At 31.1% G+C, this 7,451-nt stretch carries 6 protein-coding genes; 3 read left to right on the forward strand and 3 right to left on the reverse strand.

Annotation, left to right across the window (positions count from 1 at the left end; translation table 11 throughout):
* The first annotated feature begins 206 nt into the window (after positions 1–206).
* From J2Z35_RS11735 to J2Z35_RS11745, 3 genes are read left to right on the forward strand one after another with little or no spacing between them, the layout of a single operon-like run.
* Positions 207–2,132, forward strand: a complete 1,926-nt coding sequence (locus J2Z35_RS11735; RefSeq protein WP_209661581.1) for a glycosyltransferase family 4 protein — start codon at positions 207–209, stop codon at positions 2,130–2,132.
* Positions 2,132–3,424 (forward strand): glycosyltransferase, encoded by a 1,293-nt coding sequence (locus tag J2Z35_RS11740; RefSeq protein WP_209661582.1) that lies wholly within the window; start codon positions 2,132–2,134, stop codon positions 3,422–3,424. The genes J2Z35_RS11735 and J2Z35_RS11740 overlap by 1 nt, the downstream gene beginning before the upstream one ends.
* A gap of 47 nt (positions 3,425–3,471) precedes the next feature.
* Positions 3,472–4,875 (forward strand): uracil-xanthine permease family protein, encoded by a 1,404-nt coding sequence (locus J2Z35_RS11745; RefSeq protein ID WP_209661583.1) that lies wholly within the window; start codon positions 3,472–3,474, stop codon positions 4,873–4,875.
* On the opposite strand, the gene J2Z35_RS11750 is transcribed toward J2Z35_RS11745, so the two are convergent.
* The 3 genes from J2Z35_RS11750 to J2Z35_RS11760 are packed head-to-tail and all read right to left on the reverse strand — an operon-like array spanning position 4,835 to position 7,284.
* Positions 4,835–5,173, reverse strand: coding sequence for an HD-GYP domain-containing protein (locus J2Z35_RS11750; protein WP_209661587.1), 339 nt, complete (start codon positions 5,171–5,173; stop codon positions 4,835–4,837). The two genes, J2Z35_RS11745 and J2Z35_RS11750, sit on opposite strands and share 41 nt — an antisense overlap.
* A gap of 12 nt (positions 5,174–5,185) precedes the next feature.
* The gene (locus tag J2Z35_RS11755) at positions 5,186–6,391 is read right to left on the reverse strand and encodes a response regulator (protein WP_209661584.1); all 1,206 of its coding nucleotides are present in this window, start codon (positions 6,389–6,391) and stop codon (positions 5,186–5,188) included.
* 14 nt (positions 6,392–6,405) lie between these two features.
* Positions 6,406–7,284 (reverse strand): sensor histidine kinase, encoded by an 879-nt coding sequence (locus tag J2Z35_RS11760; RefSeq protein ID WP_209661585.1) that lies wholly within the window; start codon positions 7,282–7,284, stop codon positions 6,406–6,408.
* Between the last annotated feature and the right edge of the window lie 167 nt (positions 7,285–7,451).

Raw genomic sequence — 7,451 nt, forward strand, 5'->3', positions numbered from 1 at the left:
ATAATAACTCACGAAGCTGATCTAAAAACTCATCAAATGTCACATCATACTTAGCACTATCAACTAATATATTTTTAAAATCAGTTACTATTTTATATATTGTGGTATGTATTATACTGTGAATCTTTCTATTCTCTAATTGTATATATATTTAGATATAAGGGAATAAATATATTCTTTATTTTTTTGAAAATGGTGGTGAAATATTGAATGATTTTATAAGCCTTCGAAAAGATTTCTTTCGTAATAGAGCAATTAATCAAAATCAAGCTTTTGATAAATTTTATTTAGAATCAATATATACAAATACTTGTGAAAATGAAAAAGTAATTTTTTCTGATTTTATAACCTCTTTTAAAACTCTAAATAAAATCAATCAATTATATTTTGCTCATGTACTTCTTTTAGAAAAACTTAAAGCTAAGGAAACTCATAATCATATAAAATACGGAATTTTAGATATATTTATAGAATCCCACTTAGATGTTTTAGATGATTCTTCCATTTCTTTATTAATAGAAGAAAATCTAGAAAGCTTTGATTTACTAAGCATAGTTTTAGAATATATTTATTTTTTTAATAAAAAATTACCACATAAATTTTTATTAAATCTATTTTCATTAGATATCCCATCATCCATCAAGATACAGCTACTAGATATTTTTCATCAAGAAACTATTTTCAATAAAGATGTCTTAATCAAAATTATAGAAAAAGAAAAAGATAAAAATCTTTTAGTAGAGTATTTAGGTTTTTTAGAAAATGATATAAAACATGGTAAAAACGGCATTACCATAGTGCAAACTATGTTTTATGGCGACCCTGAAGAAAGTGGAATGGGAAAGAGTGGCGGCTTAGGAACTCTTTTAAAAAGCCTTGGAAACACTCTATCTTCCCATGAAGACATATCAAATATAATCACAATCTCTATAAATAGGACAAATCGAAAAATTATAACCCAGTCTTTAAATAAACACCTAATGCTAAGAATCCCAATATATATAAATCAAGATGACCCAAATGAATTTTTATTAAAGGAAAATCATATAAAAAGAAGAATAAAGAGATTTTTATATCTTTTAAATATTACTCCAGATATATTTCATATAAGATATCTAGATAACGCATCAATGGCAGTAGCAAACCTTAGCAAAGACATAAGCTCAAAGCTCGTATTTACAGTAACCCCTGATCCCCACAGAAATATGACTGATGAAAATGAAGCTTTAAAGACTTTCCATTTAGATGAACTTTTGTTTAACTTAAATAAAATTAATATCGGGGATGAACTTATTGATATGGCAGACGGGATAATAGGGATAGGCAGAGAAAAAGTGAAAGAAGAGCTTTTTGATTACTTCCCAGTCCTTAAAGCAAAAAAATCCATATTTAAAATGATTGGTGAAGGAATTAATCTAAATATCACTTATACAGATTTTGAATTGAGCAAAATATTAGCATCCCAAACTTTGAATCATCCTATAGATAAAGATATGCTCAGCCGTCCATTTATGTTAAATGTTGGTAGATTATCATTTCAAAAAGGGCAAGACAAACTTCTAAAAGCTTGGGGAGAATCTAGGCTAAGTGATGACTATAACCTTCTAATAATAGGCGGAAGTCTAGAAAATCCAACCTTAGAAGAGAAACCCATGATTGATTTTTTTCAAGATTTTATAACTGAAAATCCTAATCTCAAAGGAAAATTTGCCCATTTGAATGCTCTTTCAAATGAAGAAATAAGGAGCATTGAAAAAACCATTGTAGACCATGCAGAAAAATCACAAACTAAATATCCACCAATATACATTTGCTCTAGCATAAAAGAAGAATTTGGAATATCAATTCTTGAAGCAATGTATGAGACCTTCCTTACCTTCGCCCCTAAAAAAGGTGGGGCAAAAACATATATAAAAGAAGGAGTAAATGGATTTTTGATAGATACCTCTTCCTCAGAAAAAATTGCTTTTGAGGTTGAACAAGTAATTTACGGGAAATCAAGCTCCAAAAAAGATTTTAGAGATATAAGAGTAGAAGGTAAATCTACAGTTGAAGAAAACTTTTCAATAGAAAGAATATCTAAAGACTTTGCCTCTTTCTACAAAAAAATATTATATAAAGGAGAAAATTAATGAATTATAAACACATTTGCTTTTTAAGTCCTCCTTTTTATTCACATTTTATGCCCCTTCTTACCCTTGCAAAAAGCTTTCATAAGTATGGAGCCAAGGTTACATTTGGATGCTCCATAGATTTTAAAGATGAGATAGAAAAAGCAGGCCTTCACTTTCATGAGATAGAACTAAGTAAAAACAAAAATACAAAAAACGCAACCGATACTATTCAGCCCGATTCTGAAAAGATTAGATTGCATGAGTTTTTTGAAGCCACTAAAAAAGGACCTATAGAGACACTTATCACCCAATCAAAACACAGAAAAGATGATATGCTCTATAATCCTATGAACATTGCTAATCATATAAAAACCCTTAGTGAAAGTAGGGATATAGATTTGTGGATATATGATGTATTATCATATAATGTGGCACTTGCCCTTTACTCACTAAATCTTTCATTTATTACATTTTGTCCTCCACATCCACGAACAATTCCTAAGGGTGAGGATTTTTATGGAGTTCCAAAAAACTGGCCCTCTATTTTTGATATAAATGTAAAGGATATTGAAAAACTTAAAGAAGTATCACTAGGCACAACGAGTCAGTTTACAAATATATTTAACCAGTTTTTAGAAGAAAATAAGTTCGAAGTAGCTAAAATAAATAATGCATTTAGATTAACATCAAAAATAGCAGTAATATACAACTATTTTGATTTTTACAACTCAAATAATCCATCAGATATATATATTGGACACTGTTTTGAAGAAGAGTCACTGGATGAGAATTGGGAGAAGATTTTAAGAAATAAAAATCAGTTAAAAATACTGATAACCTTGGGAACATTTTTATCAAGTCGCACAGATGTACTTGAAAAACTCATACTAGCCCTTGAAAAAAATTACCCAGATGCCCTATTTGTAGTATCAGGGGGAAGCAGCTTTGATATACTCAAAAGACTAGGCTCTGAAAATATAATCATGGAAGAATTTATTCCTCAAAAAGCCCTAATCCCCCATATGGATTTAGTGATTCATCACGGTGGATGCAACACATTTACAGAGAGTCTTTATTATGAAAAGCCTATGGTCATACTTCCCTTTTCAAGCGACCAATTTAATATAGCCTACGATGCTGAAAAAAATAATATTGCATCTATTTTGGATCCAAATAATCTTAGAGAAGATTTGATAATAAAGGCAGTAAAAAACTCCCTAAAAAATAAATCTCAAGATACTCAAAAGTGGGGTAATTATTCAAAAGCAAAAGGACCAGATTTTGCAGCTAAAAAAATACTTGGAATGTAGATGAAATTTCTTGATATTGTTCAAGAATTTTAAAAAGGGGTGAATAAATGGAAGAGAGAAAAATAGATATAAAATCAGAATCAGCCTTTCATATAGATGGTAAACCACCGTTAAATGAAGCAATACCACTAGGCTTACAACATGTTTTTGCAATGTTTGCAGGAAATATTACAGTCCCTATAATAATAGCTGGAAGTTTGGGCCTTGGCCTTGAAGAAAGAACTTTTTTAATACAATCTGCAATGCTTATGGCAGGTGTAGCTACCCTCATACAAGTATATCCAATAGGAAAAGTTGGAGCTAAGCTACCAGTAGTCATGGGGACAAGCTTTGGATTCGTGCCTACATCTATTGCAATAGGCCAGCAGTTTGGCCTTAGCGGTATACTTGGAGCAGCATTTATCGGAGGATTTTTTGAAGCATTCTTGGGATTTTTCCTAAAACATATCCGCAGGTTCTTTCCTCCTATAGTAACTGGCACTGTCCTTCTTACAATTGGACTTTCACTTCTTCCAACAGGTATCAACTATGCTGGTGGAGGAGTAGGTGCTGATGACTTTGGTTCTTTTTCAAACCTTGCACTGGCAACATTTGTACTCGTCCTAATAATTTTTTTAAACCAGTTTGGAAAAGGAATGATAAAGACAGCATCTATTTTTATTGGTATAATTGCAGGTTATCTAGTTGCAATACCAATGGGCAAAATTAGCTTTTTAGCAGTATCAGAAGCAGCATGGTTTTCGTTTCCTATGCCAATGAGATTTGGCATGACTTTTCACTGGCCTGCAATAGCTGCAATGCTAATTATGTATATAGTGACAGCTGTTGAGACTGTGGGAGATGTTTCAGGAATAACCCTTGGTGGTGATTCTAGAGAAGCCACAGAAAAAGAACTTTCTGGTGCAGTAGTGGCAGACGGACTAATGAGCAGTCTAGCCGCAGTATTCAATGCCCTTCCAAACACTTCTTTTAGTCAAAATGTTGGAATCATAAGCTTTACAAAAGTCATGAGCAGATATGTAGTTGCTATAGGAGCATGGCTTTTGATTGGAGCTTCTCTTTTTCCAAAGCTCGGTGCAATAATTGCAATAATGCCAGCAAGCGTACTAGGGGGAGCAGCTATTGTAATGTTTTCAATGATTGCTACAATGGGAATAGTCCTAATAAATAAAGATTCTATGAATCAAAGGAGCATACTAATAGTTTCCCTAGCACTTGGAATAGGTCTTGGCGTAGGACAAGTACCTGCAGTTCTTGATAACTTTCCCCAGGCTGTAAGGCTAATATTTGGAGGACAAGGAATAGTAGTTTCATGTATACTTGCAATATTTCTAAATATTGTTCTCCCAAAAGAAAACTTAAAAAATAAAACTAATAATCTTGTTTACAGTTTAATTATTAAGGCTTGTTTTATTCTTCAATATCTAAGATTTCTTCTATATTTTCCATAAAAACATCTACAAGATTAGGATCAAAATGCTTACCCTTTTGACTTTTTATATATTCTAAAGCTTCATCTACTGAAAAAGCATCTTTATATACTCTTTTGTGGGTCATTGCATCAAATACATCTATGATTGAGAGCATCCTGGCTTCTAGAAGAATCTCATCCCCCTTGATTCCATTTGGATATCCCGTACCATTGTATTTTTCATGGTGATTAAGGGCTAAATTTGCAGATATTTTAAGCATATCCAAATCAGATTTTTCAAAGATTTTATACCCTATACTGGGATGAGTTTTAATTATTTCAAATTCCTCTTAACTTAGCTTTCCAGGTTTTTTTAATATACTATCTGGTATCCCAATCTTTCCTATATCATGCATAATACTCGCGGTTTTTAACATTTCAGCCTCAGAATGTGAAAAGTTTAGAAAAAGAGAAAAATTGTACATCATTTCAGATATCCTCTTTACATGGCCAGATGTTTCATCAAAATGGTTTTCTACAACCTCTCCAAGGGTTAGTATTATCTCCTTTTGAGTATTTACAATTGTATTATTAAGAATGTAATTATCTAATGCAACAGAATAATTTGTGAGGAATAAACGAATCAAATCAAAATCATAAATGTCTTTATTCCCTTCTATATAGATATAATTATTAAAACTATTTTTTGCATTATTCTTTATGATAAACCCTGTATCTACAAAAATAATTTTTTCATCTATTTCATCACTATATTTGATTTTATTAACAACTTCTTTAAGATCAGATACTAATTCTATGTCTTTTCCTATATAGTTTCTAAACTTACCTGTCGCTGCTACTATGGTTGATTTTTTATTTTTTTCAATTGTTACAAAGCCACCTTCTCTATCTACATCATCCCTTATATATATCATCTCAGGACTATCTTTTTGAAAGTTAGAAAGTTGAACTAAGATACTTGTCAAAAACTCATTTAGACTATTATGCTCAAATAAGTTTGCACTTGTCTTGATTATCTTCTTCAGTCCATTTTTATGATTGTTGATTTGATATAAATCTCTATAGTTTCGAAGGGCAGAATATAATGTGGTATAAAGTCTCTTTGCTGTCATTTCAGTTTTTAGTCTATAGTCGTTTATATCATAATCCCTTATTACTGTTTCTTCAGGTGCTTGTCCTGGTTGGCCAGTTCTAAGGACTATTCTAGTCATTTTGTTATCTAGTCTTCCCCTTAAAACCTCAACCACATTGAGCCCAGAATGATTGTCCTCCATCACCACATCTAAAAAAAGAACTGCCGTATCAGGATTTTCCTCTAGGGCTTTGATTGTATCTTCTCCCGTATAGGTGTCAATAAACTCTAGCCCTTTCCCTTCAAATTCAAAGTCTTTTAGCATCAATTTTGTTATAGTATGGATTTCATCATAATCATCAGCAATCATTACTTTATATTTTTCATTATTTTTCGGCTTTTCCCTTAAATCTTCTGATAAAAAATCCAAGTTGATACCATCTAAGTTGAGCTTTCCCATCATATAATCACAGTCCTTTATAGTTTTATTTCTATAACAAATTCTGTTCCTATACCAATTTCGCTTATACAGCTTATTTTACCATTTAGCTTTGCAGTTACAAGATTATAGACTATGTTCATACCTAGCCCGCTTCCACCCTCGCCTCTATTTGTAGTATAAAAAGGCTCAAATACATGTTTTTGAACATCCTTACTCATCCCTAGTCCATTGTCTTTATAATTTATAATAAGCTTTTCATCATTTTTTAGAGCAGATATAGTTATTTTCCCAGACTTTCTATCTCTAAAACCATGAACTAGTGAATTCATAATAAGATTTGTAAATATTTGAGAAATCGCTCCTGAATAGCTATCGATTACTAAATCAGCAGGAAAATCAATCTCAAAATCTATATTCTTATTCTTGTACTCATGTTTCAAGCTAAGAAGTATAGAATCTATATATTCTTTTAAATTAAATTTGCTTTTTTCTTCTATAGACTGATTAACTGCTACTTCCTTAAAGCTCTTTACAAGCTCTGATGCTCTATACAAATTAGAGTTTAAAATAGAAGTGGTTTCATCAATTGATTCAATATATTCAATTAACCCAGATTTTGATATATTTCCTTGCATAAGCTCTTTTTTAAAACTTTCATTATTTACTTCCATAAGAGAAGATGCAGAAACCGCAACTCCAAGAGGAGTATTTATTTCATGGGCTACACCTGATACCAGTTCTCCCAACGATGCCATCTTTTCCCTTTCTAGAAGCTCTTTCATTGCACTTTCCAGATTTTTTGTTTTTTCATCAATGATTTTGTTCATTCTTTGGGTTTCTGTTTTATGTATTAATTCGATTTCTTCTTGTTTCATTATTAATTTCTGTATATAATCATTTATATTTTCTGCCATTAAATTAAATCCATTAATTAATTCATGGGTTTCTCTTATATTAAACCCAGAGTGGTTTATTTTTATATTTAACCCGAATTATTCATAAAAAAATAATTTAGGCTCTTAATTTAGAAATTAGAAAATTCCACAATAAAAATTCTTAATTTTAGTTTTCTACTCAAAAG

Origin of the sequence: Acetoanaerobium pronyense (assembly GCF_017874355.1) — a bacterium.
GTDB lineage: Bacteria > Bacillota > Clostridia > Peptostreptococcales > Filifactoraceae > Acetoanaerobium > Acetoanaerobium pronyense.